This window comes from Variovorax boronicumulans, from assembly GCF_019352895.1.
Lineage (GTDB): Bacteria > Pseudomonadota > Gammaproteobacteria > Burkholderiales > Burkholderiaceae_C > Variovorax > Variovorax boronicumulans_A.
The window spans coordinates 361787-387360 of sequence record NZ_JAAAFX010000004.1 but is presented as its reverse complement, the minus strand read 5'-3'; the positions used below and the strand labels follow the sequence as shown (position 1 = coordinate 387360).

Here is a 25574-nt window from a genome sequence, read left to right as displayed (position 1 = left end):
GTCAGTCGCGGAAGTTGTTGAAGGTCAGCGGCATGTCCGGCACGTCCTTCTTGATCAGCGCCATGGCCGCCTGCAGATCGTCGCGCTTGGCGCCGGTCACGCGCACCGCGTCGCCCTGGATCGCGGCCTGCACCTTGAGCTTGCTGTCCTTGATCAGGCGCTGAATCTTCTTGGAAGTCTCGGTCTCGATGCCGCTCTTGACCTTGATGACCTGCTTGACCTTGTCGCCGCCGATCTTCTGCACGTCGCCCTTGTCGAGGAAACGCACGTCGACGCTGCGCTTGGTCAGCTTGGCGCGCAGGATGTCCTCGACCTGGACCAGCTGGAACTCGGCGTCGCCGATCATCGTGATCTCCTTGTCCTTCAGTTCGACGGCGGCGGCCGTTCCCTTGAAATCGAAGCGCGTGCCGATCTCCTTGGCCGTGTTTTCGACGGCATTCTTGACTTCGGGCAGGTTCGGTTCGCAGACGGTGTCGAATGACGGCATGCAGGCTCCTCGGATGGCTCAACGTGAATGCGACAATTCTCCCATGATCGTGGAGTCCAACGTCCCGCTGCAGCCGTACAACAGCTTCGGCATCGTCGCGCGTGCGCAGCATCTGGTCCGCATCGCCAGCGAGGCGGACGTGGCCGCCTTGCGCGCCGATGCGGCCTGGCGCGACGCGCCCAAATTCGTGCTCGGCGGCGGCAGCAACATCGTGCTGACCGGCGACGTCAAGCCGCTGGTGCTCAAGGTCGAGATCCGCGGGCTGCGCCTGGTCGAGGAAAACGACCGCGCCTGGATCGTCGAGGCCGGCGCCGGCGAGGTCTGGCACGACATGGTGCAGTGGACGGTGGAGAGCGGCTTCCCCGGCCTCGAGAACCTCGCGATGATCCCCGGCACCGTGGGCGGTGCCCCGGTGCAGAACATCGGCGCCTACGGCATCGAGCTGCAGGACCGCTTCGAGTCGCTCGACGCGATCGACCTGGAAACCGGCCGCGCCTTCACGCTCGACGCGGCCCAGTGCGCCTTCGGCTACCGCGATTCGGTGTTCAAGCATGTGGCCAGCGGCGGCAACGACTTCGGCCTGGCCGGGCGCGCGCTGATCACGCGCGTGCGCTTCCGCCTGCCCAAGCCCTGGAAGGCGGTGGTCGGCTACCTCGACCTCGAACGCAAGATGGAAGAAACGGGCAACTTCACGCCCGACGCCAAGGACGTCTTCGACTGGGTCTGCGCGGTCCGCCGGGCCAAGCTGCCCGACTGGCGCGTGCTGGGCAACGCCGGCAGCTTCTTCAAGAACCCGACGGTGACACCCGAGCAGTGCGCCGACATCATCGCGCGCGACCCGAAGATCGTGCACTACCCGATGGACGACGGCAGCATCAAGCTGGCGGCCGGCTGGCTCATCGACGCCTGCGGCTGGAAGGGCAAGTCGGTCGGCAACGCCGGCGTCTATGAGCGGCAGGCGCTGGTGCTGGTCAACCGCGGCGGTCGCGAGGACCCGGTGACCGGCGGCGAGGTCATGACCCTGGCCAAGGCGATCCAGACCAGCGTCTACGAGCGCTTCGGCATCCGGCTCGAGCCCGAGCCGGTCGTCGTGTGACGGCGTGACGGCGCTTTCGTCGCTCAATTTCCGCAAGCGCATCGCGGCGCTGCAGTGGGCGCGTTGGCTGATCTGGTACGTGGCCATCGTGGCCGGGGCCGCCACGCAGAGCGTCGGTGTGCTGGTGGCGGGCCTGGTGGTCTGCTTCCTGCTCAACGCGGCCTTCAAGGCCTGGCAGGCCAGCGCGCGCCGGCAGTTCGTGCGCGAGGCGCGGCTGCCGCCCTTCCTGGTCGGCAAGCTGCGCGCGGCCTACCCGCAGCTGCAGCAGCGCGATGCCGAACTGGTGCTGCGCGGCCTGCGCCAGTTCTTCATGGCGCACCTGCGCAGCGACCGCAAGTTCGTCGGCATGCCCTCGAAGGTGGTCGACGCGGCCTGGCACGAGTTCATCCTTCATACCGAGGCCTATGCCCAGTGGTGCCGCTCCGCCTTCGGCGGCATGCTGCACCACACGCCCGCCGAGGTGCTGGGCCGCAGTGCCCAGCGCAACGACGGCCTGCGCCGCAGCTGGTACTGGGCTTGCAAGGAAGAGAGCATCGATCCGCGCCAGCCAAGCCGGCTGCCGCTGCTGTTCGCGCTCGACGCCAAGTTCGCGGTCGCGGGCGGCTTCAGCTACGTGCCCGACTGCGGCGCCATCGACCGGGCTTCGTCCTCGGGCGCCCATTGCGGCAGCGACTTCGGCCACTCGGGTTCAGGCTCGGGCGATGCCGGCGGTTTCGGCGGCAGTGAATCGAGCAGCAGTGGCAGCGGCAGCGACGGTGGTGGCTCGAGCGATGGCGGCGGTGCCAGCGACAGCGGCAGCAGCGACAGCGGTTCGGGCTGCGGTGGCGGCGGCTGCGGCGGTGGGGGAGGCGGCGATTGAGCACGGCCACGGCCACGGCGCCATCGGACAGGCACGAGGGCGCTCGCATGACCGTCGTCTTCGATGCGCAGTGCCTGCTGTGCGACGGCTGGGTGCGCTTCCTGTTGCGCCACGACCGGCGCGGCGTGCTGCGTTTCGCCTCGATCCAGGGCGCGAACGGCCAGGCGCTGCTGGCGCGCGCCGGCCTGCAGGTCGATGGCCTGCAGACGCTGCTGCTGGTCGACGGCGAGCGCATCTGGCAGCAGACCGCCGCCATCCTGCGCGTGCTGCATGCACTGGGCTGGCCCTGGCGGCTGGCCTGGGCCGCGTGGGCGGTGCCCGCGCCGCTGCGCGATGCGCTCTACCACGTGCTGGCGCGCCACCGCTACCGCTGGTTCGGCCGCAGCGAGACCTGCCTGATGCCGCCGGCCGACCACGCGCAGCGCTTTCTCGACTGAGCCGACAGACCCGAAAAAAAACCACCTCGCGGTGGTTTTTTCTTGGGGGCTGCAAGCGATTACTTGTCGCCGTCGTTCGTCAGCTTCGGCAGCGAGGCGCCGCTGCCTTGCGAGAGCAGGCCGGTCTTGGTGTAGATGGCCAGCTTGTCGCGCGTGTCGATGATGTCCAGGTTGCGCATCGTCAGCTGGCCGATGCGGTCGGCCGGCGAGAACGCGCCTTCGACCTTTTCCATGCTCAGCCGCTCGGGCTTGTAGGTCAGGTTGGACGACACGGTGTTGAGGATCGAGTAGTCGTTGCCGCGGCGCAGTTCGACCGTGACTTCGCCGGTGATGGCGCGCGCCACCCAGCGCTGGGCGGCTTCGCGCAGCATGATGGCCTGCGGGTCGAACCAGCGGCCCTGGTAGAGCAGGCGACCGAGCTTGCGGCCGCTGTCGCGGTACTGCTCGATGGTGTCCTCGTTGTGGATGCCGGTGACCAGGCGCTCGTAGGCGATGAACAGCAGCGCCAGGCCCGGGGCCTCGTAGATGCCGCGGCTCTTGGCCTCGATGATCCGGTTCTCGATCTGGTCGCTCATGCCCAGGCCGTGGCGGCCGCCGATGCGGTTGGCCTCGAGGATCAGCTCGACCAGGTCGGGGTACTCGCGGCCATTGAGGGCGACCGGGCGGCCTTCCTCGAAGCGCACCGTGACCTCTTCGCGCTTGACTTCGACTTCGTCCTTCCAGAACGCGACGCCCATGATCGGGTTCACGATCTTCATGCCGCTGTCCAGGTGCTCGAGGTCCTTGGCCTCGTGCGTGGCGCCCAGCATGTTGGAGTCGGTCGAGTAGGCCTTCTCGGCCGACATCTTGTAGCCGAAGCCCGCGGCCGTCATGAAGGCCGACATCTCGGCGCGTCCGCCCAGCTCGTCGATGAACAGCTGGTCGAGCCAGGGCTTGTAGATCTTGAGCGAGGGGTTGGTGAGCAGGCCGTAGCGGTAGAAGCGCTCGATGTCGTTGCCCTTGTAGGTGCTGCCGTCGCCCCAGATGTGGACGTCGTCTTCCTTCATGGCCGACACCAGCATGGTGCCGGTGACCGCGCGGCCCAGCGGCGTGGTGTTGAAGTAGGTCACGCCCGCGGTGGTCACGTGGAAGGCGCCGGCCTGCAGGGCGGCGAGGCCTTCGGCGGCCAGCTGGCTGCGGCAGTCGATCAGGCGGGCCAGCTCGGCGCCGTACTGCATCGCCTTGCGCGGGATCTCTTCGTAGTCGGGCTCGTCGGGCTGGCCGAGGTTGGCGGTGTACGCATAGGGGATCGCGCCCTTGTTGCGCATCCAGTGCAGCGCGGCGCTGGTGTCGAGGCCGCCGGAGAAGGCGATGCCGACCTTCTGGCCGGCGGGAACGTTTTGCAGGATGGTCGACATGTCTTGAGGTCCGCGGTTCAGCCGAAGTGGCAGATGTAGCTGTAGGGCTCGCCGCTCACGCGGATCTGGAAGCTGGAGTTGCCCGGCACGCTGAACTGCTCGCCCGCACCCGAAGCGACCCATTCGCTGCTGCCCGACAGCAGGTACTCGCAGCGGCCCGACGTGCCTTCCATGATCTCGGGCGCGCCGGTATTGAAGGTGAGCGTGGCGGGAAGGATCACGCCGACCGACTTCTTCGTGCCGTCGGCCAACGTGAGGTTGTGGCTCACGCACTTGCCGTCGAAATAGACGTTGGCCTTGGTCGCGACCGCAGTGCAGCTGAGGGATTCGTTGATGGTCATGTGAAGGGCAGGGCGCTGGCGCGCTCGGGCTGGAAAAAGGGGCGAAGGCCCGCCGCGTGCAGCGAGCGATTGTCGTCCCGGTGGAAAAGCCAGCGATTTTAGGGCTTGCGGCCCGCGTGCCCGGACGCGCTCAGCGCCAGCGGCCGCGCCCGCCGCCCCAGCCACGCGAATAGCCGAGGTTCAGCGACAGGCCGATCGGGGGATAGGCATAGGGCGCGTAGCCATAGCCGCCGTAGCCATACCCATAGGCCGGCGCCACATAGACCGGCGCGGGGGCATAGACCGGCGCCGAGTAGACGACCGGCGGCGTGTAGTACACCGGCGCCGGTGCCGCACCGCCGCCCGAGACGACCATGCCCTGCTCGGGCACCACGCCGTCCCAGGGCGAGCCGCCGGGGGCCTGTGTCGCGTATTCGCCTGGCGATTGCGGGGACGTCGGCAGTGCGGCGACGCCGTAGGCATTGACTTCGATCGGGATCGTGGCGCCGGGATGGCTGTCGGTGTGGGTGGTGTAGCGACGCCCCTGGTATTCGTAGGCCACGTCGTAGCCCGGGCGCCCCTGGGCGTCGGTGACCTGGGTGGCGGAGATCACGCGGGCCTGGACCTGCTGCGAGGGCTGGGACGACAGGGAGGTCTGCGCCCATGCGCCCCCACTGGCCAGGGCCGCCGCCAGCGACAGGCCGAGCACGGCAGCGGAAGCGGGTGAAAACAGTTTGTTGCGCATGGCAATCTCCTTCAACAAGGGAGCGGACGGCCCCCATTCGGTCCGGTTGGATGCAATCGGCGCGGCCGGGTTCAATTGTCCGTCTTGGCCAGGGCGGCCCAGCCCTCGGCATCGAAACCGGTTGTGACATCGGGCCGGCCGGCCCAGTGCACCACGGGCCGCTTGATCAGGCTCGGGTTCGCCAGCAGCACCGTGCGCGCCGAGGCCGCATCGACCACCGCGGCCCGGGTGTCGTCGTCGAGCTTGCGCCAGGTGGTGCCGCGGCGGTTGACCAGCGCTTCCCAACCAGGCGCCTGCAGCCAGCGGTCGAGTTCGGCTTCGGGCACGCCGTCCTTCTTGAAATCGTGGAAGCGATAGCCCACGCCGTGGGTGTCGAGCCAGGCGCGGGCGCGCTTGACGGTGTCGCAGTTCGGAATGCCGTAGAGGGTTGTTGTCATGGCGGGATCATGCCCATGCGGCAGGTCGGCGACAATCCCGGCCTCCATGAAAACCCTCGCCGACTGGCTCGCGCACGCCGAGCAACAGCACCCCAAGACCATCGAACTCGGGCTGGAGCGCATCCGCGCCGTGGCCCAGCGACTGGGCCTGGCCTTCGATTGCCCGGTGATCACCGTGGCCGGCACCAACGGCAAGGGCTCGACCTGCGCGATGCTGGAATCGATCCTGCGCCACGCGGGCTACCGCACCGCCGTCTTCACCTCGCCGCACCTGGTGCGCTTCGAGGAACGGCTGCGGCTGAACGGCGAGGCCATCGACGGCGCCGAACTGGTGCCGCACTTCGAGGCCGTGGAACAGACGCGCGCCGAGATCCCGCTGACCTATTTCGAACTCACCACGCTGGCCATCCTGCGCTGCATGGCCGCGAGCCAGTCGGACGTGGCGATCCTCGAGGTCGGCCTGGGCGGGCGGCTCGACGCGGTGAACATCATCGACGCCGACTGCGCGGTGATCACCAGCATCGACCTCGACCACATGGAATACCTCGGTCCCGACCGCGAGAGCATCGGCTTCGAGAAGGCCGGCATCCTGCGGCCCGGCCGTCCGGCCATCGTGAGCGACCCGGTGCCACCGCAAAGCGTGATCGACCATGCGCAGGCCATCGGTGCCGACCTGTGGCGCTTCGGCCACGACTTCAATGTCTCGGGAGACAAGCAGCAGTGGGGCTGGAGCGGCCGCGCCGCAGCCGCCGGGCCGCCCCAAGGCGAAGGCGCACCCCCGCGGGGGGTGGCTGCGCAGCAGCCGGGGGCTGTCCAGTTTTCCCGGCGCTACAGCGGCCTGGCCTACCCCGCGCTGCGCGGTGCCAACCAGTTGCTGAACGCGGCCGGCGTGCTGGCCGCGCTCGAAGCGTTGCGCCAGCGGCTGCCGATCACCGCCCAGGCGGTGCGCACCGGCCTGGCGATGGTCGAGCTGCCCGGCCGCTTCCAGATCGTGCCGGGCGAGCCCACGCTGGTGCTCGACGTGGCCCACAACGCCCACGCGGTGGCCGCGCTGGCCGAGAACCTCGATGCCATGGGTTTCTCCCCGACCACCCATGCCGTTTTCGGTGTGATGGCCGACAAGGACCTGGCGCCGATGTTGGCGCGCATCGGCCCACTGATCGACCGCTGGTACTTCACCGACCTGCCCACGCCGCGCGCCGCGTCCGCGGCCGACCTGCTGGCCCGGTGGCAGGCCCAGAACACACGCAAGGACGCGAGCGGCAGCGTGCACGCGGAGCCCATGGCGGCGCTGCAGGCGGCCATCGATGCCGCAAACCCCACTGATAGAATCGTGGTCTTCGGATCGTTCTTCACGGTGGGTGGCGTGCTCGCGCACGGGACGCCCCGCCTGCAGGCCAAACACCTGCTCTCAGGCGCCTGATCGGCGGGTGTCCGGGCCCTTCGCAACCACACACCGCGCTGCTCTCATCAGGGATCGAACTCATGGCGTTTTTCAAGTTCCGCTCACGTGGCCAACCCGCCAATGAAGGGCGCAACGCCAGCGTGGCGGCGGCCCCGGCCGAAAGCGTGGACGCCATGCGGCGCCGCGCACGCCACCGGCTGCTGGGCGCCGCGGTGCTGGTGCTGGTCGGCGTGATCGGCTTCCCGCTGCTGTTCGACACCCAGCCGCGTCCGGTGGCGGTCGACATCCCCATCGAGATTCCCGACCGCAACAAGGTCGCGCCGCTGCCGGCACCGGTGGCGCCCGCCGCCCCCGTTGCCCAGGCGCCAGCACCAGCACCTGCTCCGGCGGCGCCGGCCCCCGACAACCGCACCCGCGTGGCCAGCAACAGCGGCTCGTCCAACGGCGTCATCACCGAGACGGCCGATGGCCGCGAACTGCCGGCCGACAGGCCCGTGACGGCTGCGCCGCCAGCCGAGACCCGGCCGGAGCCCAAGCCCGAAGCCAAACCGAAGCCCGAGCCCAAACCCGAGGTCCGGCACGAGCCGAAGCCCGAGCCCAAGCCCGCGGTGGCCGCCAAGCCGCCGGCCGACGATGGCGCCCGTGCCCGCGCGCTGCTCGACGGCAAGCCGCCGGCCGCTGCTGCCGCCGCGGCGGTCAAGCCCGCCGCAGCCACCGACGACGACGGACGCTTCGTCGTGCAGGTCGGTGCCTTCGCCGAGGCCGAGAAGGCGCGCGAGGTGCGCCAGAAGCTGGAGAAGGCCGGACTCAAGACCTACACCCATGTCGCGAAGACCCCCGACGGCGAACGCACGCGTGTGCGGGTCGGTCCCTTCGCCTCGCGCGCCGAGGCGGAGCGCGCGGCGGGTCGCGTCAAGGGCTTGTCCTTGCCCGCGGCCGTCCTCAGCTTGTAGTCACCGCGCGCCGACGTGGCCCTGCTCGACTGGATCGCCGTCGCGCTGCTCGCGGTGTCGTTGATGTTCGGCCTGGTGCGCGGGCTGGTGTTCGAAGTGATATCGCTGGCCGGCTGGGTGGTCGCCTTCTTCTGCGCGCAATGGTTTGCGGCGGACTTGGCGGCTTGGCTGCCCATCGACGGCGACCCGGAGGCTTCGTGGCGCTATGCGCTGGCCTTCGTGCTGCTGTTCGTGGCGGCGGCCTTCGCCGTGGGCCTCGTGGCCTCGGTGACGCGCAAGCTGATCGCCGCCGTGGGGCTGCGCCCGGTCGACCGCCTGCTCGGCGCGGCCTTCGGGCTGGCGCGCGGCGCGGTGGCGCTGCTGGCGATGGCGGTGGTTGTTCATTTGCTGACGTTGAGCGACAGCGCCTGGTGGCGCGAATCGCACAGCGCAGTCGTCCTGGATGCGGCGTTGCAGGGGTTGAAGCCTGCACTGCCAGAGAAGTTGGCCAGTTACCTGCCCTGAGAAGGAAAAAGTCCCATGTGTGGAATCGTCGGCGTTGTCAGCAACGCGCCCGTCAATCAGCTGCTCTATGACGCGCTGCTGCTGTTGCAGCATCGCGGCCAGGATGCGGCCGGCATCGTCACGCTGCTGGAACGCAAGTTCTTCATGCAGAAGGCCAAAGGCATGGTGCGCGACGTGTTCCGCACCCGCAACATGCGCGCGCTGCCCGGCAACGTGGGCCTGGGCCAGGTGCGCTACCCGACCGCGGGCAACGCCTACAGCGAAGAAGAGGCCCAGCCCTTCTACGTGAACGCGCCCTTCGGCCTGGTGCTGGTGCACAACGGCAACCTGACCAATGCCCACGCCTTGCGTGCGGAGCTGTTCTCGACCGACCACCGCCACACCAACACCGAGAGCGACTCCGAAGTGCTGCTCAACGTGCTGGCGCACGAGCTCGAGCGCTCCTCGCGCGGCGTGCCGCTGAACCCGGCCGAGATCTTCGAGGCCGTCAAGAGCATGCACAAGCGCCTGCGCGGCTCTTACGCCGTGGTGTCGCTGATCGCCGGCCACGGCCTGCTGGCCTTCCGCGACCCGTACGGCATCCGCCCGCTGGCGATGGGCCGCAACCCTGCCGACGGTACCGTCATGATCGCCAGCGAATCGGTGGCGCTCGAAGGCTCGGGCCATGTGTTCGAGCGCAACATCGCGCCCGGCGAGGCGGTGTTCATCGACCTCGAGGGCAAGGTGCATTCGATGCAGTGCGCCGAGGCACCGACGCTGAATCCCTGCATCTTCGAATTCGTCTACCTCGCGCGTCCGGACTCGGTGCTCGATGGCATCTCGGTCTACCAGGCGCGCCTGAACCTGGGCGAGACGCTGGCCAAGCGCGTGGTCTCGACCGTGCCGCCCAACGAGATCGACGTGATCATCCCGATCCCCGAATCGAGCCGCCCGAGCGCGACGCAGCTGGCGCATCTGCTGGGTGTGCCCTACCGCGAAGGCTTCGTGAAGAACCGCTACGTGGGCCGCACCTTCATCATGCCGGGGCAGGGCGTGCGCAAGAAGTCGGTGCGCCAGAAGCTCAACGTGATCGCGAGCGAATTCAAGGGCCGCAACGTGCTGCTGGTCGACGACTCGATCGTGCGCGGTACCACCAGCCGCGAGATCGTGCAGATGGCGCGCGATGCCGGCGCCCGCAAGGTCTACCTGGCCAGCGCGGCGCCGCCCGTGCGCTACCCCAACGTCTACGGCATCGACATGCCGACCAAGGACGAACTCGTGGCGCACGACCGCACCGTCGAGCAGATCCGCGAGCTGATCGGCTGCGACGCGCTGATCTACCAGGACGTCGATGCCATGAAGCGCGCCATCGGTTCGCTCAACCCCAAGCTCGACGGCTTCGATGCCTCCTGCTTCGACGGCGTCTACGTCACGGGCGACATCGATGCCGACGCGATCAGCCGCATGAACGGCAACCGTCCGCGCGTCGAGGAAACCGAGGAAGACTCGTCGCGCCTGGCGCTGCCCAATCCGAGCTGAACAAGAGGCCCCCCGTGACCGATCGCACCCTGCCCGAAGGCCTGCACCGCGACACGCTCGCGCTGCGCACCGGCCTGGCGCCGAGCCAGCACGGCGAGCATTCCGAAGCCCTGTTCCTGACCAGCGGCTTCGTGCAGCCCGACGCCGAAACCTCGATGCGCCGCTTTGCGGGCACCGAGGCCGGCTTCACCTACTCGCGCACCTCCAACCCCACGGTGGCCAGCTTCGAGCAGCGGCTGGCCGCGCTCGAAGGCACCGAGGCCGCGATCGGCGCCTCGACCGGCATGGGTGCGATCCTGATGATGTGCATGGGCCTGCTCAAGGCCGGCGACCACGTGATCTGCTCGCGCTCGGTGTTCGGCTCCACGCTGAACCTGTTCGGCAAGGAGTTCGCCAAGTTCGGCGTCGAGACCACCTTCGTCTCGCAGACCGACGTCGCCGAATGGCGCGCGGCGCTCAAGCCCCACACGAAACTGCTGTTCGCCGAGACGCCGACCAATCCGCTGACCGAGGTCTGCGACATCCGGGCACTGGCCGATCTGGCGCATGGCGCCGGCGCGCTGCTGGCGGTCGACAACTGCTTCTGCACGCCGATCCTGCAGCGCCCGACCGAACTGGGCGCCGACCTCGTGATCCATTCGGGCACCAAGTACCTCGACGGCCAGGGCCGCGTGATGGCCGGCGCGATCTGCGGACCCTCGAAGCTCATCGTCGACGTGTTCGGCCCGGTGGTCCGCACCGCCGGCATGGCGCTGTCGCCGTTCAACGCGTGGGTCGTGCTCAAGGGCATGGAAACGCTGGGCATCCGCATGAAGGCGCAATGCGCCAACGCGCTGGCCGTGGCGCAGTGGCTCGAGCAGCAGCCCGGCATCGCACGTGTCTACTACCCCGGTCTCGCATCGCATGCGCAGCACGCGCTCGCCATGCGCCAGCAGTCGGGGCAGGGCGGGGCGGTGGTGTCCTTCGACGTGGTCGGCGACGACCCGGAAGCCGCGCGCACCAACGCCTTCCACGTGATCAACAGCACGCGGGTGGTGAGCATCGCCACCAACCTGGGCGACACCAAGACCATCATCACGCACCCCGGCACGACCTCGCACGGCCGGCTCACCGAGGCGCAGCGCCAGGCTGCAGGCATCGGCCAGGGGCTGATCCGCCTCGCGGTCGGCCTCGAATACATCGACGACATCACGGCCGACCTGCAGCGTGGCCTGAGCACCCTGAATTCCTGAGAACGACATGACCGGCAAAGTTAGAACCCGCATCGCACCGTCGCCCACCGGCTTCCTCCACCTGGGCACGGCCCGTACCGCGCTCTATTCGTGGGCCTATGCCCGCCACCACGGCGGCGAGTTCGTGCTGCGCATCGAAGACACCGATGTGGCCCGTTCCACGCAGGACTCGACCGACCAGATCCTGGCCTCGATGCACTGGCTGGGCCTGGACTACGACGAAGGCCCGATCTACCAGATGCAGCGCCTCGAGCGCTACCGCGAAGTCGTCGCGAAGCTGATCGCCGAGGGCAAGGCCTACCACTGCTACTGCTCGCCGGCCGAGCTCGACGAGATGCGCGAAGCGCAACGTGCGCGCAACGAGAAGACGCTGTACGACCGTCGCTGGCGCCCCGAGCCCGGCAAGGTGCTGCCGCCCGTGCCCGAAGGCGTGCCGCCGGTGGTGCGCTTCTGCAATCCGCCCGAAGGCGACGTGACCTGGAACGACCTGGTCAAGGGCGAGATCACCATCAACAACCGCGAGATCGACGACCTGATCATCCTGCGGCCCGACGGTGTGCCGACCTACAACTTCGCGGTGGTGGTCGACGACTGGGACATGGCCATCACGCACGTGTTCCGCGGCGACGAGCACATCAACAACACGCCGTGGCAAATCAACATCTTCCGCGCGCTGGGTGCGGCGCTGCCGGCCTTCGGCCACGTGCCGGTGATCCTGGGCGACGACGGCCAGAAGCTGTCGAAGCGCCGCGGCGCGGTGAGCGTCACGGCCTACGAAGAGAACGGCTACCTGCCCGAGGCGATGCTGAACTACCTCGCGCGCCTGGGCTGGAGCCACGGCGACGACGAACTCTTCACGCGCGAGCAGATGGTGAGCTGGTTCGACGGCTCGCACCTGTCGAAGAGCCCCGCGCAGTGGGATGCGGCCAAGCTCGCCTGGGTCAACGCGCAGTACATCAAGGCGAAGACCGGCGACGAACTCGCGCCGCTGGTGGCGGCGCAGCTGCAGAAACGCGGCATCGCGTCGGATGCGCGACTGAGCGCGATTTGCACGCTGTTCAAGGACCGTTGCGAGACCACTGTGGCGCTCGCCGACTGGGCTTCGGCCTTCTATGCCGACATCGAAGTGAGCGACGCCGACCGCGCGCAGCACCTCACCGATGCGGTGAAGCCAGCGATCGCCACACTCGTTGAAAAATTGATGACTGTCGCCTGGGATCGGGCCTCAATCGCAGCTATGATTAAGGAAGTTCTCGCCGCACATGCATTGAAAATGCCGGTGTTGGCGATGCCAGTACGAGTGCTTGTGATGGGAACATCGCAGACACCGTCCCTCGATTCAGTGATCGAAATTTTTTCCCGCGAAAAAGTTATCGAACGTCTGAAAAAGGCCTGATTTTTCGGGCTATAATTCGAGGCTCGACACCCACACGGGGGTATAGCTCAGCTGGGAGAGCGCTTGCATGGCATGCAAGAGGTCATCGGTTCGATCCCGTTTACCTCCACCATTAAAGTGTCGAGAGTGTTTGAAGAAGATAAGTGCTGATCTCAGCACGGTTCCTAAGGTTTTGACCCTATCGTCTAGAGGCCTAGGACACCACCCTTTCACGGTGGCTACCGGGGTTCGAATCCCCGTAGGGTCGCCAGTTTCACGCAAGTGAAGCAGGCAACGAGTTGTCAGCACTCGGCTCCGCAAGGAGTGAACGTTGTCTACCAGGAGTGGTAGTTCAGTTGGTTAGAATACCGGCCTGTCACGCCGGGGGTCGCGGGTTCGAGTCCCGTCCGCTCCGCCAAGGTTCACGAGGTTCGCCTCGGAAGTACCCACTGCAAGTGGGTATTTTTTTGGGCCAAAGAAGTCTCGCAAGAGCAAAGGACAAACGCTGATCGCAGCGCGGTTCCCCAGGTTTTTCGACCCTATCGTCTAGAGGCCTAGGACACCACCCTTTCACGGTGGCTACCGGGGTTCGAATCCCCGTAGGGTCGCCAGTTTCACGCAAGTGAAGCAGGTACGAGTCGTCAGCACTCGGCTCCGCAAGGAGCGAACGTTGTCTACCAGGAGTGGTAGTTCAGTTGGTTAGAATACCGGCCTGTCACGCCGGGGGTCGCGGGTTCGAGTCCCGTCCGCTCCGCCATATCGATAAGGGTTAGCAGATGCATGTCTGCTAACCCTTTTTTGTTTTGGGCGCGCAGGTCCTGAAAAAATGTTCGTGGTCAAACATCTGATCCTGGCGGGGTGTGCGGTCCCCGCCGTCGTCGCTAAGCAGGCAAGACCTCGCCGGCCCGCGGGTTCGGTGGCGGCTCGAGCGCCTTCATCAGCAGCACCAGCGCCGGACTTCTGGGCACTCCTTTCCTCAGCACCAACTCGTAGGGCTCGCTGCGGGACCTGAGCTTGAGCGCAAGGGTCCCCACGAGACCGTTGTGGCAGAAGTAGTTGGCGACGTCGTCCGAGACCAGCGCCACCAGGTCGGTGTTGCGTCCCAGCAGGGTGAGGGTGGTCAGCGCCGAGGTCGTTTCGATGAGGTGCTGCGGAAAGTTGAGCTGCGCTTCGTGGAACTCGCGCTCGAGCAACCTGCGCATGGGCATGTGCGCGCGGTAGACCACCCAGCGGCTGTCCTGCAATTCCCGGAGTTCGACCGCCTCGGCGCCCATGGCCGGATGGCGCACGTTGGCAATCACCGAAAGCGTCTCGTCCTTCACGAACAGCGCCTCGTAGACGCCCGGGTTGCGGCTCACGGACGAGCGGCAGATCGCCGCGTCGAGCCGCCCGCGCTCGATCAGGCCGAGCAGCGTCTCGCTGGTGTCCTCCACGATTTCCACCGACATGTGCGGCTGCTGCTTGAGCAGGCTGGACACCGCGTCGGACAGCAGCGGGGCGGCGCCCATGATGGTGCCGATCGCCAGGTGTCCGCCGGCGCCGCTGGCGATGGCCTCCAGCTCGAAGCGCAGCTTGTCGATGTCGGACTGGATGAGGCGCGCGAAGCGAAGCGCGCATTGGCCGGCCTCGGTCGGAATCAGGCCGCGGTTGGTGCGCTTGAACAGCGTCACCTTCAAGGTCGCTTCCAGCTCGCTCAGCGCCTTGCTCGCGCCGGGTTGCGTCAGGCCGACCTTGTCGGCGGCGCCCAGCAGGGAGCCGCTTTCCTCGATCGCGATGAGCAGCCGAAGCTGCTTGGCATGCAGCCGCGACATCACGGAATTCAAACTGGGTGCGCTGTTCACTATGAATAGAAGTTATATCGCTATGGAAAGCCGTCAGTGTACGAGCGCCTTGTCCGTTCATAGACTCGCGGTCTTCTCACAGCCGTGAGGCGTTTGCAGACAGAGGAAAAATGGCACTCATCAACTACGTGACCGAGATCCGCTTCGGTGCGGGATCACTTGTCGAACTGAAAGAGGTTTGCGACAGGTTGGGTATTACAAATCCTTTGATCGTGACCGACAAGGGCGTGCGCGCCGTCGGCATCATCGACAAGGTGGCCGCCACGCTGGGCCACGCGGATCTGGCGGTGTTCGATGGCACACCCCCCAACCCGTCCGAATCGGCGGTGCGCGCCGGCGTGGAAGCCCTCCAGCGTGCGGACTGCAACGGCATCGTGGCCGTGGGCGGCGGCTCCTCGATCGACCTGGCCAAGGCCGTGGCCGTGGCTGCGCGCCACGACGGCCCGCTGCGCCAGTTCGCGCTGATCGAAGGCGGTGCGCTCAAGATCACGGCCGCCACGCTGCCTATCGTCGCGGTGCCGACCACCGCCGGCACGGGCAGCGAAGTGGGGCGCGGCGCGATCATCATCCTCGACGACGGGCGCAAGGTCGGCATCATCTCGCCGCATGTGATCCCCAAGGTCGCGATCTGCGATCCTGAACTCACGCTGGCGCTGCCGGCCGGGCTGACCGCGGCCACCGGCATGGACGCGATCGCGCACTGCATCGAGACCTTCCTGGCGCCGGCCTTCAATCCGCCCGCGGACGGCATTGCACTCGACGGCCTGTGGCGCGCCTGGCGCCACATCGAAGGGGCCGTGAGCCAGCCCTCCGACCTCGACGCGCGGCTGAACATGATGAGCGCGTCACTGCAGGGCGCATTGGCCTTCCAGAAGGGGCTGGGTTGCGTGCACAGCCTGAGCCATTCGCTGGGCGGCATCAATCCAAGGCTGCACCACGGCACGCTCAACGCGATCCTGCTGCCGGCGGTGATCCGCTTCAACCGTGGTGCCGAATCGGTGGTGCGCGAGGACAAGATCGCGCGCCTGTCCCAGGTGATGGGCCTGGCCGGATCGGTCTCGGTGGAAGAGGCGCTGGTCACCAAGTCGCGGGCGCTGAACCTGCCCACGGGCCTCTCGGAGCTGGGCGTGACCGAAGACATGTTCGCGCAGATCGTGCAGGGCGCGCTGGCCGACCACAGCCACCGCACCAACCCGCGTGAAGCCAGCGCCGCCGATTACGTCGAGATGCTGCGCCAGTCCATGTAGTCCGGACCTCCGGACCCCAAGCCCCCCAGGCCCGCCCGCCGTGTTCGCTTCGCGGCGGCCGGCGGGCTTTTCTTCGACCGATGAACCGCATCGGCAGCAACAGCCAAACCAATTGACGGTGGAGACATGAGCAGCACCCCTCTCGACAACCTGGGCACCGCCGCCCACGACAAGGAAACCCTGGTCCCCGAGGCCGAGCGCCGACGCGCGCTGCTCGGCAGTGCCGTGGGCAGCACCATCGAGTGGTACGACTACTTCCTCTACGGAACGATGTCGTCCATCATCTTCGCGAAGCAGTTCTTCCCCAGCGACAACGCACTGGTGAGCCAGATGATGGCGCTCGCCACCTTCGCGCTGGCCTTCCTGATCCGGCCCATCGGGGGCGTGATCTTCTCGCACATCGGCGACCGCATCGGTCGCAAGAAGACGCTGGCGATGACGCTCTCGATGATGGGCGTGTCGACCGTGCTGATGGGGCTCTTGCCCAACTACGCGCAGATCGGCCTGCTGGCGCCCGTGCTGCTGACCTTGCTGCGCTTGATGCAGGGCCTGGCGCTGGGCGGCGAGTGGGGCGGCGGCGTGCTGCTGGCGGTGGAGTACTCGCCGCGCCACAAGCGCGGCTTCTATGGCGCCGTGCCGCAGACCGGCGCCGTGCTGGGGCTCGCGCTGGGCAACATCATCACCTCGCTGCTGAGCGCGAGCATGAGCGAGGAAGCCTTCCTGGCGTGGGGCTGGCGCATTCCCTTCGTGGGCTCCATCGTGCTGGTGATGGTCGGCATGTGGATCCGCAACGCCGTGGGCGAGACGCCGTCGTTCAAGAAGATCCAGGCCACGCGCAGCAGCGCCCGCATTCCGCTCAAGGAGACGCTGCAGCATCACTGGCGCGAAGTGCTGATCGCCATCGGCGCCAAGGTGGTCGAGACCTCGACCTTCTTCCTCTACGCCACCTTCACCATCTCCTACATGATGGACCACGGCTTCGCGCGCTCGACCATTCTCAACATCGTGCTGGTGTGCGCGCTGCTCGCCTTCCCCTGCATGCTGTTCTTCGGCCATCTGTCGGACCGGATCGGCCGCAAGAAGGTCTTCATCGGCGGCAGCGTGGCCTTCCTGCTGTGGATCTTTCCGTACTTCTGGCTGCTGGACCAGAAGTCGGTCTGGGCCGCGGCGCTGGCCGTCGGCGTGGGCCTGGGCGTGATCTGGGCCAGCTACGGCGCCATGATCGGCACGCTGCTGGCCGAGGCCTTCCCGCCGGCCATCCGCTACACGGGCATGTCGCTGGGCTACCAGATCGGTGCCGCGCTGGTCGGCGGCCCGATGCCCTTGATCGCCACGGCGCTGATCGCCTACTTCAGCGGCAGCTACGTGCCCGTGGTGATCTTCCTGGCGGCCTGCGCGCTGGTGTCCATCGTCGCGGTGGGCGTGGCCAAGGATCGCAGCGGTCTGCCGCTGGACGACTGATTCCCTCAACCACAGGCACAGGCGCGGTGCGCCTGTTCCCCCGACATCCCGGTCCTCCGCCCGCACGCCATGCGGGGGCGAACCTTTTTTCCCCACCTGTTTCATCCCACGGAGTTTTCACATGCAGATCACTGGAGAAATGCTCATCGGTCAGGCCGCGGTGCGCGGCCGCGCCGGCAGCCAGCAAGCTTTCAACCCCGCGCTGAACGCCCCCATCGCCGAGCCGGATTTCGGCTTCGGCAGTCGCGAGGACGTGGACCGCGCCGCGACATTGGCGGCCGACGCGTTCGACGCCTACCGGCTGCTGCCGCTGGCGCGGCGCGCGGCCTTCCTCGAAGCGATCGCCGACGAGATCATGGCGCTGGGCGATGCGCTGCTCGAGCGGGCCCATGCCGAAAGCGGCCTCCCCCTTGCGCGGCTGACCGGTGAGCGCGGTCGCACCACGGGCCAGCTGCGACTGTTCGCCCAGGTCGTCCGTGACGGCCATTTCCTGGGCGCCGTCATCGATCCGGCGCAGCCCCAGCGCCAGCCGCTGCCGCGCGCCGACCTGCGCCTGGCCAAGATCCCGCTCGGGCCGGTGGCGGTGTTCGGCGCGAGCAACTTTCCCCTGGCCTTCTCCGTGGCGGGTGGCGACACGGCCTCGGCGCTGGCCGCGGGTGCGCCGGTGATCGTCAAGGCGCACAGCGCGCACCTGGGCACTTCGGAAATGGTGGGGCGCGCGATCCAGAAGGCCGCGCGGCAGCAGGGCATGCCCGAGGGCGTGTTCTCGCTGCTGATCGGCGCCGGCCGCGAGATCGGCGAGGCGCTGGTCGCGCATCCCGAGATCAAGGCCGTGGGCTTCACCGGCTCGCGCCAGGGCGGCCTCGCGCTGGTGCGAACCGCCAACAGCCGCCGCGAACCGATCCCGGTCTATGCGGAGATGAGCAGCATCAACCCGGTCTTCGTGCTGCCCCATGCGCTCGCCTCGCGCACGCAGGCGCTGGCCCAGGGCTTCGTCGATTCGCTGGCACTGGGCGCGGGGCAGTTCTGCACCAACCCCGGGCTGGTGCTTGCCATCGACGGCCCGGACCTGGAACGGTTTGTGGACGCCGCGGCCGCGGCCCTGGGCGCGAAGCCTGCACAGACGATGCTGACCCCCGGCATCCATGCGGCCTATGAAAGCGCGCGCGCACAGGTGCAGGCCGAAGCGGGAGCGCCCGTGGGTGTGGGCGCCGAGGCGGGAGACCAGGCCCATGCCGCGCAGGCCGCGCTCTACGTGACCGATGCGCAGCATCTGCTGCAAAGCGAAGCGCTGCAGTCGGAGATGTTCGGGCCCGCGTCCGTGATCGTGAAGGCGCGCAGCCTCGACGAGCTGGTGCAGGTGGCCAAGCGGCTGGAAGGCCAGCTCACCGCGACCCTGCTGCTGGACGAGGCGGACCATGACGCGGCCCGCACGCTGCTGCCGGTGCTCGAGCGCAAATGCGGACGCATCCTGGCCAACGGATTCCCGACCGGGGTCGAGGTGTGCCATGCGATGGTGCACGGCGGCCCGTTCCCGGCGACCTCGAACGCCATGTACACCTCGGTGGGTGCCAGTGCGATCGACCGCTTCCTGCGCCCGGTCTGCTACCAGGACCTGCCGGACGCGCTGCGTCCCGAGGCGGTGCAAAGCGCCAATCCGCTGAAGCTCTGGCGATTGGTCGAGGGCGCGCCGAGCCAGGCGGCCGGGGGCTGAGGCGCGACTAGCCCGGGCCCGGACCGGTCGTCGGCGCCAGCGGCGGCACCGCGGCCACGGCCGGGGAGGGTTTGGGCAGACAGTGCACGAACACCTCGGCCACGAGGCGAAGCAGTTCGAAGTCCTCATCGGCCAGTGCGCGCGCGGCCGTGTCGAAGTGGCAGATCGTGCCAAGCACCTGGCCTTGCATCGAGACCATCGGCACCGCGTGATAGGAGTTCATCACGCCCTGGTAGATGTTGCCGTCCAGCCGCGCGTCGCACGAGGAGTTCTCGGTCCTGAATTGCCCATCCCGGATCGCGAACTGGCAGAAACTCTGGTTGTAGGCCACGGTTTGCAGGTTCGACGGCACGGCGTCTCCCTGCTTGTCGAAGAAGCCGACATTCACCAGCCGCTGTGCATCCGGCATCCAGTAGACAGCGCTGTAGCGATGGGCCAGCGGTCGATTGAGCACCGCCAGCGCCGCGTCGAGTCCCTGCTTTCTCAGCGCGCTGCAGACCTGCGCGAAGGCCTCGGTCATGCGCGTGGTCGGACCGGCGGCGATGCGGCTCGGCAGGACTTCGACCTCGATGGGGGCGTCGGGTATGCAGCGGCAGACCTCGTCGGCATTGAGCACCGCGAGCGAATAGGTGGCGAAGGTGCCGCAACTCTCGGCGATGTGCAGTCCTTCGGGACCGTGCAACTCCCATCGCCAGCGGCCGAAGGCATCGAGAGAGACGACTACGCGCATGCCGAGGTCATTTCGATGTGCGCTCGTTCGGCAGCGGCCCTGGTGCGAACTCGTCGAGCCTCGCACCGGTCGACCCCATCACCCGTGCGTTGGCGACGCCGCGCCGCAGCGCCTGGATCGCGTGCTCGACCTGGACGCGTGCGCCATAGCTGGTGGCGCTTCTGGAGATCGCGTCACCTTCCGCGTTGCGCAGTTCCCAGGACCAACGATCTCGCAACTCGGGAATGATCACGAATTTCATGCGGGGCTCCAGGGACGGACGGTCTTGCCGGGCCAGAACGAAGCGCTGGAAGAGCGTCTCGGGGGCCCGCAGGGAGAAGGATACTCGCGTCGGCCGCGATGCGGTGGCTGACGTGCGTTACCAGCAGCGCAGGCCCGACGCAAGCGCCGGCACCGCGAGGTGCGCGGCCACGGTCTGCCCCAGGTCGGCAAAGCTGGTCCGCTGCCCGAGCGCCAGCGCCCGCGGCACCGACGCGCCGCAGAAGATCAGCGGCACCTGCTCGCGGGTGTGGTCGCTGCCGGGCCAGGTCGGGTCGCAGCCATGGTCGGCCGTCAGGGCCAGCAGGTCGTCGGGCTGCAGCCTTGCCAGCAGCCGGGGCAGGAAGGCGTCGAAGGCCTCGAGCGCATCGGCGTAGCCGGCCACGTCGCGCCGGTGGCCGTAGAGCATGTCGAAGTCCACCAGGTTGGTGAACACCAGCCCGCCGTCGGCGCAGGCCTCGAGCGCCTCCAGCGTCGCCTCGCACAGCGCGGCATTGCCGTCGGCCGGATGGTGGTGCGTGACGCCGCGGCCGGCGAAGATGTCGCGGATCTTGCCCACGCCATGCACCTCGCGGCCCGACGCCACCAGCGCGTCGAGCAGCGTCGGGCCGGGCGGCGGCGTGGTGTAGTCGTGGCGCCCGCCCGTGCGGCGGTAGCGGCCCGCGGCGCCGTCGAAGGGGCGCGCGATCACGCGGGCGATGCCGAGCTCGTCGAACAGCGGCTTGGCGATCTCGCAGATCCGGTACAGGCGCTCGCGCCCGAAGTGCGCTTCGTGGGCCGCGACCTGGAACACGCTGTCGCTGCTCGTGTAGCAGATCGGCAGGCCGGTGGCGACGTGCGCATCGCCGAAGACCGCGAGCACCTCGGTGCCGCTCGCATGCCCGTTGCAGAGGCTGCCCTCGAAGCCGCAGGCGCGGTACCAGCGCCGCATCAGGTCGGCCGGGAACACCGGGGCTCCGGCTTCGGCCGGCGCCGGGAAGTAGCCCCAGTCGAATTCGACCGGACAGCCCATGAGCTCCCAGTGGCCGCTGGGCGTGTCCTTGCCGCGGCTGCGTTCGCAGGCGGCACCGAAGGCGCCGTCGGGCGCCGGGTGCACGGCCAGGCCGGCCGGCCAGTGGCCGCTCGCGGCGTGGGCCGCCTGCGGAAAGCCGAGCTTCGACAAGGTCGGCAGCCGCAGCGGCCGGCCGGCGTCGGCGCACCACCGCGCGATGTGGCCCAGCGTGTTCGCGCCGCTGTCGCCGAAGTCCGGCGCGTCCGGCGTGGCACCCAGGCCCAGCGAATCGAGCACGATCACCAATGCGCGTGCCATGGCCTCAGTCCGCCGAACGCTGGAGCATCACGGGCCGGGGTGCCACCGGCGCCTCGTCGACCTCGATCAGCCGGGCGAGCGCGGTCGCGGCTGCCTCGGCTGCGTCGGGCGTGGCCGCGTGCACGCGCGCCAGCACCTCGCCGCGCGCGACCTGGCGGCCGATCGGCGCGATCTCGGAGAAGCCGACGCGCGGATCGACGCGGTCCGAAGCCTGGCGCCGGCCGCCGCCCAGGTCGATCACCCGCAGGCCGATCTCGCGCGTGTGCATGCGCGCCACCCAGCCGTCGTGCGCGGCCCGCACCACCTGCTGTTCGGGCGCGGCGGGCAGGTAGTGGCCGGGCCGTTCGACGAAGTCGGCCGGCCCGCCGAGCGCGCGCACCATGCGCGCGAAGCGCTCCAGCGCCTGGCCGCTGGCCAGGGCGGCGTCGATGCGCGCGAGCGCCTCGTCGGTGCTTGACGCGAGCCGGCCGAGCAGCAGCATCTCCGCGCCCAGCATGCGCGTGATCTCCCGCAGGCGCGGCTCGCAGGGCTCGCCGCGCAGCAGGGCCACGGCCTCGTGCACTTCCAGCGCATTGCCGCAGCTGTGGCCCAGCACCTGGTTCATGTCGGTGATCCAGGCCCGCGTCGGCAGGCCCGCGCCCTGGGCCACGCCGACCAGCGACTGCGCGAGCGCCTGGGCCTGCGCGCGCTCGGCAGCGAAGGCGCCGTTGCCGGTCTTCACGTCCATCACCAGCCCGTGCAGGCCGGCCGCCAGCTTCTTCGAGAGGATGCTGGCGGTGATCAGCGGCAGCGACTCGACCGTCGCGGTCACGTCGCGGATCGCATAGAGCGTGCGATCGGCCGGTGCCAGCCTGGCCGTCTGCCCGACGATCGCGCAGCCGGCCGATTGCAGGGCCGCGCGCAGCTGCTCGACCGGCGGCGTGCTGCGGTAGCCCGGGATGCTGTCGAGCTTGTCCAGCGTGCCGCCGGTGTGGCCCAGGCCACGCCCGGAGATCATCGGCACGTAGCCGCCGCAGGCCGCGACGATCGGTGCCAGCGGCAGGCTGACCTTGTCGCCCACGCCGCCGGTGGAATGCTTGTCGAGGATCGGCCCGGGCAGCTGCGCATCGGCCCAGCTCAGCATCTCGCCCGAGCGCGCCATCGCGTGCGTCAGCGCGACTGTCTCCGCCGGCGTCATGCCCTTGAGGTAGATCGCCATCGCCAGCGCCGCCGCCTGCGATTCGCTCCACGAGGCATCGACCAGGCCCTGGACAAAGGCCTCGATCTCGGCCTGTGCCAGCGCCTGGCCGTCGCGCTTGATGCGGATGATCTCCTGCGCCAGCGCGGGCGGCGGGGTGGCCTGCGCGCCCATCAGTAGCCGCCCTTCGGCATCACCGCGCTGCCGCGGCCGTCCAGCACCGCCTCGATGTCGTCGAGCAGGCTGCTGGCGCCGATGCGCAAGCGCCGCGGCACCAGGCTCTCGGCGCCCAGCAGCTGCGACTGCAGCGCGATGTAGATCGCGGCGTCGGCCACGGTGCGCACGCCGCCCGAGGCCTTGAAGCCGACCGGGCGTGCCGCGGGTGTCGAGGCGATGCAGGCCAGCATGGCCTGGGCGGCCGCCGGCGTGGCGCTCACCGGCGTCTTGCCGGTGCTGGTCTTGAGGAAGTCGGCGCCGGCCGCGATCGACAGCGTCGAGGCGCGGGCGATCAGCGCTTCGTCGGCCAGCACACCGGTCTCGAGGATCACCTTGAGCGTGAGCGACGGCGCGGCCGCGCGCACCGCGTCCAGCAGCGCGCGCACGGCGGCTTCGTCGCCCGCGCGCAGCGCGGCGTAGGGCAGCACGACGTCGACCTCGTTGCCGCCGGCCGCGACGACGGCCCGCGTGTCCTCGACCGCGCGCGCGAGGTCGGTGCCGCCGGCCGGGAAGTTGGCCACCGCCGCCACGGCGATGTGCTCAGGCAGCAGGCGCCGCGCCTGCGCCACGAAGCGCGGCCAGACGCAGACCGCGGCCGTGGGGCCGTGCGGCCCCTGGGCGCGGCGGCAGAGGCGCTCGATGTCGGCCTCGGTGTCGGCGTCGTTGAGGCTGGTGAGGTCGAGGCAGGCCAGCGCGATGCGCGCGGCGGTGCCCGGGTCGAGTGGCGGGGTCATGGAATCCTTGAGGTGGGAAGAGGGCGCGCGCTCAGGCGTCGGGCCGAGCCAGGTGGTCGGGGCCGAAGCTGGCGGGCAGCAGTTCGGACAGCGTGAAGTGCGCGCGCAGGCGCTGGCGATCGGCCACCAGCACCGGCGTCGCGCCGTCGGCGAATTCGCGCAGCTTCTGGCGGCAGCCGCCGCAGGGCGTGACCGGCGCCGCGCCCTCGCCCAGCACCAGCACGGCCCGCACGCGCGTGCCGCCGGCCAGCACCATCGCGGCGATCGCGCCGGCTTCGGCACAGGTGCCTTCGGGATAGGCCGCGTTCTCGACGTTGCAGCCCGCATGGATGCAGCCCTGCTCGTCGAGCACGGCGGCACCGACCTGGAAGCGTGAATAGGGCGCGTAGGCGCGGGCCTGGGCGTCGCGGGCCGCGGCCTGCAGTTGCGCCTGCAGGTCTTCGGTCAGGAAGGAAGGGATGTCGGGCATGGGCGTAGGCGGAAGGGAGGATCGGGGTCAGGCCGCTTGGTCGGCCAGCACGCGCTGGGCCAGCGCGGTGTGCAGCCGCGGCACGGCGCCGAGCAGTTCCTGCGTGTAGGCGTCGGCGGGGCGGTCGAAGACCTGGTCGCGCAGGCCGGCCTCTACGATCGCGCCCTGGCGCATCACGACCACGCGGTCGGCGATCTGCTCGACCACGCCCAGGTCGTGGCTGATGAACAGGCAGGAGAAGCCGTGGCGCGACTGCAGCTGCGCGAACAGCGTGAGGATCTGGGCGCGCACCGTGACGTCGAGCGCCGAGACCGGCTCGTCGGCCACGATGAAGGCCGGCCGGCGCACCACCGCGCGCGCGATCGCCACGCGCTGGCGCTGGCCGCCCGAGAGCTCGTGCGCATAGCGCTGCGCGACGTCGGCGGACAGCGCGACCTCGTCCAGCACCTCGGCGATGCGCGCCTGTTTTGCGGCGGGCGTCAGGCCCGGCACCGTGCGCAGCGCCTCGCCGATCAGCGCCGCCACCGTCATGCGCGGGTCGAGCGAGGAGACCGGGTCCTGGAACACCATCTGGCACTGCGCGCGGTAGCGCGCCCAGCCGTCGCCGCCCGGCACGATCGGCTTGCCCTCGAAGCGCAGGCTGCCGGCGGTCGGCCGGATCAGGCCGGCGATGGTCCGGCCCAGCGTGGTCTTGCCCGAGCCCGAGCCGCCGACCAGCGCCACCACCTCGCCCGCGCCCACGCGCAGGTCGATGCCGTGCAGCGCGCGGCGCGGCTCGCGTTTCGTGAACAGGCCGCCGCTGCCGGGGTAGTCCACGACCAGGCCGTCGACCTCGAGGACCGGCGGCGCGGCACTGGGCGCGCGGGTGGCGCCGCGCTGCGGCATGGCGGCCAGCAGCTTGCGCGTGTAGGGCTCCTGCGGCGCCGTCACCAGCGCGGCCGTCGGCCCCTGCTCGACGATGCGGCCGTGGTGCATCACGACGATGCGGTCGGTGTAGCGCGCGATCATCGGCAGGTCGTGGCTGATCATCAGCACGGCGGTGCCGTGCTCGCGCGTGAGCCCGACCATCAGCTCCAGCACGTCGCGCTGCACGATGGCGTCGAGCGCGGTGGTCGGCTCGTCGGCGATCAGCAGCGCGGGGCGCAGCAGCATGGCCGAGGCCAGCATGATGCGCTGGCGCATGCCGCCGGAGAAGCGGTGCGGGTAGGCTGCGAGCGCGCCGACCGGGTCGTCGATGCGCACGCGCGCCAGCATCTCCAGGATGCGCGCCCGGCGCTCGGCCGGCGTGAGCCGCGTGTGCAGCGCCAGGCCCTCGTCGAGCTGCCGGCCGATGGGCATCGACGGGTTGAGCGAGGTCATGGGTTCCTGGAACACCATGCCCATGCGCGCGCCGCGCAGCTTGCGCAGCGCCGCGGGCGCGAGCTGCGTGATGTCCTGGCCTTCGAAGCGGATCGCGCCGCCGGTGCGCTGGATGGCCGGCGGCGCCAGGCCCATGACGGAGCGCGCCGCCAGCGTCTTGCCGCTGCCGGATTCGCCGACGATGCCGACGATCTCGCCGGGCCGGACCTCGAAGCCGATCCCGTGCACCAGCGGCGTGCCGTTGCGCAGGGCGAGGGCGAGGTCGCGGACCTCGAGCAATGCGGGGCTGTTCAT

At 69.1% G+C, this 25574-nt stretch carries 25 protein-coding genes and 5 tRNA genes; 17 read left to right on the top strand and 13 right to left on the bottom strand.

Going from position 1 to position 25574, the window contains the following annotated elements; translation table 11 throughout:
- Nucleotide 1: 1 nt before the first annotated feature.
- Nucleotides 2-487, bottom strand: a complete 486-nt coding sequence (locus K0H49_RS03525; RefSeq protein WP_219209754.1) for a YajQ family cyclic di-GMP-binding protein — start codon at nucleotides 485-487, stop codon at nucleotides 2-4.
- Between the two features lie 43 nt (nucleotides 488-530).
- Between K0H49_RS03525 and murB the strand changes: the two genes are divergently transcribed.
- From murB to K0H49_RS03510, 3 genes are read left to right on the top strand one after another with little or no spacing between them, the layout of a single operon-like run.
- Nucleotides 531-1583 carry a UDP-N-acetylmuramate dehydrogenase gene (gene murB / locus K0H49_RS03520; protein ID WP_219209753.1) on the top strand — a complete coding sequence of 351 codons (1053 nt, stop codon included), beginning with the start codon at nucleotides 531-533 and terminating at the stop codon, nucleotides 1581-1583.
- Nucleotides 1584-1587: 4 nt separating this feature from the next.
- The gene (locus K0H49_RS03515) at nucleotides 1588-2442 is read left to right on the top strand and encodes a glycine-rich domain-containing protein (protein ID WP_219209752.1); all 855 of its coding nucleotides are present in this window, start codon (nucleotides 1588-1590) and stop codon (nucleotides 2440-2442) included.
- Between the two features lie 47 nt (nucleotides 2443-2489).
- Entirely contained in the window at nucleotides 2490-2879 is a 390-nt protein-coding gene (locus K0H49_RS03510) for a thiol-disulfide oxidoreductase DCC family protein (RefSeq protein ID WP_219209751.1), read from the top strand.
- 59 nt (nucleotides 2880-2938) lie between these two features.
- Here the strand turns inward: K0H49_RS03510 and argG are convergent, their stop codons facing one another.
- The 4 genes from argG to K0H49_RS03490 form a co-directional block, all read right to left on the bottom strand.
- Nucleotides 2939-4276, bottom strand: a complete 1338-nt coding sequence (gene argG, locus K0H49_RS03505) for an argininosuccinate synthase (RefSeq protein ID WP_219209750.1) — start codon at nucleotides 4274-4276, stop codon at nucleotides 2939-2941.
- 17 nt (nucleotides 4277-4293) lie between these two features.
- Entirely contained in the window at nucleotides 4294-4617 is a 324-nt protein-coding gene (gene ppnP, locus K0H49_RS03500; RefSeq protein WP_219209749.1) for a pyrimidine/purine nucleoside phosphorylase, read from the bottom strand.
- A 130-nt stretch (nucleotides 4618-4747) separates the two neighbouring features.
- Complete coding sequence (locus tag K0H49_RS03495; RefSeq protein WP_219209748.1) at nucleotides 4748-5341, bottom strand: hypothetical protein; 594 nt, start codon at nucleotides 5339-5341, stop codon at nucleotides 4748-4750.
- Between the two features lie 71 nt (nucleotides 5342-5412).
- Complete coding sequence (locus tag K0H49_RS03490) at nucleotides 5413-5778, bottom strand: ArsC family reductase (protein WP_219209747.1); 366 nt, start codon at nucleotides 5776-5778, stop codon at nucleotides 5413-5415.
- A 46-nt stretch (nucleotides 5779-5824) separates the two neighbouring features.
- Between K0H49_RS03490 and K0H49_RS03485 the strand changes: the two genes are divergently transcribed.
- The 11 genes from K0H49_RS03485 (at nucleotide 5825) to K0H49_RS03435 (ending at nucleotide 13522) form a co-directional block, all read left to right on the top strand.
- Nucleotides 5825-7201, top strand: coding sequence for a bifunctional folylpolyglutamate synthase/dihydrofolate synthase (locus K0H49_RS03485; RefSeq protein ID WP_257624573.1), 1377 nt, complete (start codon nucleotides 5825-5827; stop codon nucleotides 7199-7201).
- A 62-nt stretch (nucleotides 7202-7263) separates the two neighbouring features.
- Nucleotides 7264-8136, top strand: coding sequence for an SPOR domain-containing protein (locus tag K0H49_RS03480; RefSeq protein ID WP_219209745.1), 873 nt, complete (start codon nucleotides 7264-7266; stop codon nucleotides 8134-8136).
- A gap of 15 nt (nucleotides 8137-8151) precedes the next feature.
- The gene (locus K0H49_RS03475) at nucleotides 8152-8640 is read left to right on the top strand and encodes a CvpA family protein (RefSeq protein WP_219209744.1); all 489 of its coding nucleotides are present in this window, start codon (nucleotides 8152-8154) and stop codon (nucleotides 8638-8640) included.
- 15 nt (nucleotides 8641-8655) lie between these two features.
- Nucleotides 8656-10158, top strand: a complete 1503-nt coding sequence (purF, locus tag K0H49_RS03470) for an amidophosphoribosyltransferase (protein ID WP_219209743.1) — start codon at nucleotides 8656-8658, stop codon at nucleotides 10156-10158.
- 14 nt (nucleotides 10159-10172) lie between these two features.
- Nucleotides 10173-11390 (top strand): O-succinylhomoserine sulfhydrylase, encoded by a 1218-nt coding sequence (locus tag K0H49_RS03465; RefSeq protein WP_219209742.1) that lies wholly within the window; start codon nucleotides 10173-10175, stop codon nucleotides 11388-11390.
- Between the two features lie 7 nt (nucleotides 11391-11397).
- Nucleotides 11398-12786 carry a glutamate--tRNA ligase gene (gene gltX / locus K0H49_RS03460; protein ID WP_219209741.1) on the top strand — a complete coding sequence of 463 codons (1389 nt, stop codon included), beginning with the start codon at nucleotides 11398-11400 and terminating at the stop codon, nucleotides 12784-12786.
- A gap of 36 nt (nucleotides 12787-12822) precedes the next feature.
- A tRNA-Ala gene (locus K0H49_RS03455) sits at nucleotides 12823-12898 on the top strand.
- 62 nt (nucleotides 12899-12960) lie between these two features.
- Nucleotides 12961-13036: transfer RNA gene (locus K0H49_RS03450), tRNA-Glu, on the top strand.
- Nucleotides 13037-13106: 70 nt separating this feature from the next.
- A tRNA-Asp gene (locus tag K0H49_RS03445) sits at nucleotides 13107-13183 on the top strand.
- A 117-nt stretch (nucleotides 13184-13300) separates the two neighbouring features.
- Nucleotides 13301-13376: transfer RNA gene (locus tag K0H49_RS03440), tRNA-Glu, on the top strand.
- A gap of 69 nt (nucleotides 13377-13445) precedes the next feature.
- Nucleotides 13446-13522: transfer RNA gene (locus K0H49_RS03435), tRNA-Asp, on the top strand.
- 124 nt (nucleotides 13523-13646) lie between these two features.
- Here K0H49_RS03435 and K0H49_RS03430 read toward each other — a convergent pair.
- Nucleotides 13647-14576 (bottom strand): LysR family transcriptional regulator, encoded by a 930-nt coding sequence (locus tag K0H49_RS03430; protein WP_219209740.1) that lies wholly within the window; start codon nucleotides 14574-14576, stop codon nucleotides 13647-13649.
- 140 nt (nucleotides 14577-14716) lie between these two features.
- Between K0H49_RS03430 and K0H49_RS03425 the strand changes: the two genes are divergently transcribed.
- From K0H49_RS03425 to K0H49_RS03415, 3 genes are all read left to right on the top strand, one after another.
- Nucleotides 14717-15853 (top strand): iron-containing alcohol dehydrogenase, encoded by a 1137-nt coding sequence (locus K0H49_RS03425; protein ID WP_219209739.1) that lies wholly within the window; start codon nucleotides 14717-14719, stop codon nucleotides 15851-15853.
- A 126-nt stretch (nucleotides 15854-15979) separates the two neighbouring features.
- Nucleotides 15980-17314 carry an MFS transporter gene (locus K0H49_RS03420; protein ID WP_219209738.1) on the top strand — a complete coding sequence of 445 codons (1335 nt, stop codon included), beginning with the start codon at nucleotides 15980-15982 and terminating at the stop codon, nucleotides 17312-17314.
- 121 nt (nucleotides 17315-17435) lie between these two features.
- On the top strand, nucleotides 17436-19028 hold the full coding sequence (locus K0H49_RS03415; RefSeq protein WP_219209737.1) for an aldehyde dehydrogenase (NADP(+)): 1593 nt from the start codon (nucleotides 17436-17438) through the stop codon (nucleotides 19026-19028).
- Between the two features lie 7 nt (nucleotides 19029-19035).
- On the opposite strand, the gene K0H49_RS03410 is transcribed toward K0H49_RS03415, so the two are convergent.
- The 7 genes from K0H49_RS03410 to K0H49_RS03380 form a co-directional block, all read right to left on the bottom strand.
- Nucleotides 19036-19758 carry a GAF domain-containing protein gene (locus K0H49_RS03410; protein ID WP_219209736.1) on the bottom strand — a complete coding sequence of 241 codons (723 nt, stop codon included), beginning with the start codon at nucleotides 19756-19758 and terminating at the stop codon, nucleotides 19036-19038.
- A gap of 7 nt (nucleotides 19759-19765) precedes the next feature.
- Nucleotides 19766-19999 (bottom strand): hypothetical protein, encoded by a 234-nt coding sequence (locus K0H49_RS03405; protein ID WP_219209735.1) that lies wholly within the window; start codon nucleotides 19997-19999, stop codon nucleotides 19766-19768.
- Nucleotides 20000-20116: 117 nt separating this feature from the next.
- Nucleotides 20117-21325: a phosphopentomutase gene (locus K0H49_RS03400; protein WP_219209734.1), complete on the bottom strand. Its 1209-nt coding sequence runs from the start codon at nucleotides 21323-21325 to the stop codon at nucleotides 20117-20119.
- A 4-nt stretch (nucleotides 21326-21329) separates the two neighbouring features.
- A complete protein-coding gene (gene deoA, locus K0H49_RS03395) occupies nucleotides 21330-22676 on the bottom strand; it encodes a thymidine phosphorylase (protein WP_219209733.1) in 1347 nt (448 codons plus the stop codon).
- On the bottom strand, nucleotides 22676-23452 hold the full coding sequence (gene deoC / locus K0H49_RS03390) for a deoxyribose-phosphate aldolase (RefSeq protein WP_219209732.1): 777 nt from the start codon (nucleotides 23450-23452) through the stop codon (nucleotides 22676-22678). Before deoC ends, deoA begins: the two co-directional genes overlap by 1 nt.
- Before the next feature lie 31 nt (nucleotides 23453-23483).
- Nucleotides 23484-23921, bottom strand: coding sequence for a cytidine deaminase (locus K0H49_RS03385; RefSeq protein WP_219209731.1), 438 nt, complete (start codon nucleotides 23919-23921; stop codon nucleotides 23484-23486).
- Nucleotides 23922-23948: 27 nt separating this feature from the next.
- The gene (locus K0H49_RS03380; RefSeq protein ID WP_219209730.1) at nucleotides 23949-25574 is read right to left on the bottom strand and encodes an ABC transporter ATP-binding protein; all 1626 of its coding nucleotides are present in this window, start codon (nucleotides 25572-25574) and stop codon (nucleotides 23949-23951) included.

Bases quoted from the DNA above. Each gene is read 5' to 3' on its own strand.
- K0H49_RS03525 (WP_219209754.1), bottom strand. From the start codon at position 487: ATGCCGTCATTCGACACCGTCTGCGAACCGAACCTGCCCGAAGTCAAG.
- murB (WP_219209753.1), top strand. From the start codon at position 531: ATGATCGTGGAGTCCAACGTCCCGCTGCAGCCGTACAACAGCTTCGGC.
- K0H49_RS03510 (WP_219209751.1), top strand. From the start codon at position 2,490: ATGACCGTCGTCTTCGATGCGCAGTGCCTGCTGTGCGACGGCTGGGTG.
- argG (WP_219209750.1), bottom strand. From the start codon at position 4,276: ATGTCGACCATCCTGCAAAACGTTCCCGCCGGCCAGAAGGTCGGCATC.
- ppnP (WP_219209749.1), bottom strand. From the start codon at position 4,617: ATGACCATCAACGAATCCCTCAGCTGCACTGCGGTCGCGACCAAGGCC.
- K0H49_RS03495 (WP_219209748.1), bottom strand. From the start codon at position 5,341: ATGCGCAACAAACTGTTTTCACCCGCTTCCGCTGCCGTGCTCGGCCTG.
- K0H49_RS03490 (WP_219209747.1), bottom strand. From the start codon at position 5,778: ATGACAACAACCCTCTACGGCATTCCGAACTGCGACACCGTCAAGCGC.
- K0H49_RS03485 (WP_257624573.1), top strand. From the start codon at position 5,825: ATGAAAACCCTCGCCGACTGGCTCGCGCACGCCGAGCAACAGCACCCC.
- K0H49_RS03480 (WP_219209745.1), top strand. From the start codon at position 7,264: ATGGCGTTTTTCAAGTTCCGCTCACGTGGCCAACCCGCCAATGAAGGG.
- purF (WP_219209743.1), top strand. From the start codon at position 8,656: ATGTGTGGAATCGTCGGCGTTGTCAGCAACGCGCCCGTCAATCAGCTG.
- gltX (WP_219209741.1), top strand. From the start codon at position 11,398: ATGACCGGCAAAGTTAGAACCCGCATCGCACCGTCGCCCACCGGCTTC.
- K0H49_RS03430 (WP_219209740.1), bottom strand. From the start codon at position 14,576: ATGTCGCGGCTGCATGCCAAGCAGCTTCGGCTGCTCATCGCGATCGAG.
- K0H49_RS03425 (WP_219209739.1), top strand. From the start codon at position 14,717: ATGGCACTCATCAACTACGTGACCGAGATCCGCTTCGGTGCGGGATCA.
- K0H49_RS03420 (WP_219209738.1), top strand. From the start codon at position 15,980: ATGAGCAGCACCCCTCTCGACAACCTGGGCACCGCCGCCCACGACAAG.
- K0H49_RS03415 (WP_219209737.1), top strand. From the start codon at position 17,436: ATGCAGATCACTGGAGAAATGCTCATCGGTCAGGCCGCGGTGCGCGGC.
- K0H49_RS03410 (WP_219209736.1), bottom strand. From the start codon at position 19,758: ATGCGCGTAGTCGTCTCTCTCGATGCCTTCGGCCGCTGGCGATGGGAG.
- K0H49_RS03405 (WP_219209735.1), bottom strand. From the start codon at position 19,999: ATGAAATTCGTGATCATTCCCGAGTTGCGAGATCGTTGGTCCTGGGAA.
- K0H49_RS03400 (WP_219209734.1), bottom strand. From the start codon at position 21,325: ATGGCACGCGCATTGGTGATCGTGCTCGATTCGCTGGGCCTGGGTGCC.
- deoA (WP_219209733.1), bottom strand. From the start codon at position 22,676: ATGGGCGCGCAGGCCACCCCGCCGCCCGCGCTGGCGCAGGAGATCATC.
- deoC (WP_219209732.1), bottom strand. From the start codon at position 23,452: ATGACCCCGCCACTCGACCCGGGCACCGCCGCGCGCATCGCGCTGGCC.
- K0H49_RS03385 (WP_219209731.1), bottom strand. From the start codon at position 23,921: ATGCCCGACATCCCTTCCTTCCTGACCGAAGACCTGCAGGCGCAACTG.
- K0H49_RS03380 (WP_219209730.1), bottom strand. From the start codon at position 25,574: ATGAACAGCCCCGCATTGCTCGAGGTCCGCGACCTCGCCCTCGCCCTG.